Source organism: Methylobacterium variabile, from assembly GCF_001043975.1.
GTDB lineage: Bacteria > Pseudomonadota > Alphaproteobacteria > Rhizobiales > Beijerinckiaceae > Methylobacterium > Methylobacterium variabile.
In genome coordinates, this window is the sequence record NZ_LABY01000383.1 from 1 (window position 1) to 1,261 (window position 1,261).

The 1,261-nt window shown below is 71.1% G+C and carries 1 protein-coding gene and 1 pseudogene; both read left to right on the plus strand.

Translation table 11 applies throughout. The features are described 5' to 3' along the window. Positions 1-80 precede the first annotated feature (80 nt). Positions 81-617: pseudogene (gene lysK, locus VQ02_RS33210) on the plus strand (lysine--tRNA ligase); the annotation flags it as partial. 137 nt (positions 618-754) lie between these two features. Next, positions 755-1,141 (plus strand): hypothetical protein, encoded by a 387-nt coding sequence (locus VQ02_RS33215; protein ID WP_048448544.1) that lies wholly within the window; start codon positions 755-757, stop codon positions 1,139-1,141. Positions 1,142-1,261: the final 120 nt, after the last annotated feature.

A 1,261-nucleotide genomic window follows, 5' to 3' on the forward strand; every position in this document is an offset into this window, starting at 1 on the left:
TTTTTTTTTTTTTTTTAAAAGAAAAAGCGGCAATACGATTTTTGTCCCTGTCCTGGTGGCGGCGGGAAATGTTTAAAATCGCGATGCTCCTGAACCTCGTGGCGGTGGCGAACACCGAGGATCCGGCGGTGCTGTGGGGCTTCATCCGCCGCTACGCGCCGGAGGCGTCGCCCGGGACGCATCCCCGCCTCGACCGGCTGGTGCATCACGCGGTACGCTACTTCCGCGACTTCGTGCGCCCGGCCAAGACCTACCGCGCCCCGAGCGGGGAGGCGGCGGCGGCCCTGCGCGACCTCTCCGACACGCTCGCGATGCAAGCCGGCTCCACCGACCCGGAGGCGCTGCAGGCCGCGGTCTACGAGGTCGGGCGGCGCCACTTCCCCGACCTGTCGGGCAAGTCGAAGAGCCCGGACGGGCGGCCCGGCGTGTCGCAGACCTGGTTCACGACGCTTTACGGCATCCTCCTCGGCGAGGCCCGTGGCCCCCGCTTCGGCTCCTTCGTCGCCCTCTATGGGGTCGAGGAGACCCGTGCCCTCATCGCCCGCGCCCTGTCGGGCGCGCTGACCGAGGAGCACGCCGCGTTCCTGGCGAGCCGGAGCGCGCCGGAAGCCGCCTGAGCCCCGGCCCTCGCCGCTCCCGACGCGGCGAGGGCGCCTCCCGGCGTTGTCCCCACCATCCCGCCCCGTTAACCTTGGCAGCAGGGAATCAGTGGTGGTATGGAACATATCAGGAACAAACACCCCGGGACCTCGCCATGCGCGCCGTGATGCCGCTCCTGCTCGTCGCCCTGGCCGGGCCGATCCAGGCCGTCCCGGCCCTCGCCGTCGAGGTGACCCGGCCGGCGCGGGAAGCGGCGGCGGTGGCGCGGCTCAAGGGCTGCCTCGCGCGGGAATCGGCGGCCGCGCGGATTCGCCACGAGTCGCCGGCGCACTTCGCCGTGCGGGCCCAGCACATCTGCCTCCAGGCCAAGCGCGAGGCCGCCCGGGCCAAGGCCGTGGCGCTCGTCGCGGCGGGCTTCACCGAGGCGCCGGACCTCGTTGGCGCCGTCGAGCAGCTACTCTCCGACCACGAGCGCGAGACGGCGGAAGCCTATGCCCGCGCTTACGGCCGCCGGCGCGTCGCCGGCGCCGGGGGCCCGTGAGCACGACGCCGGACTTGATCAACCGGCGCTAACCCTCTAAGCGGGCCGCGCCTTCCGCCCGGCTGGACGTCGTGGGCGGGCTTGCCGCAGGTGATGGATATGGCCAAGGAAAAGTTTTCG

Bases quoted from the DNA above. Each gene is read 5' to 3' on its own strand.
- VQ02_RS33215 (WP_048448544.1), top strand. From the start codon at position 755: ATGCGCGCCGTGATGCCGCTCCTGCTCGTCGCCCTGGCCGGGCCGATC.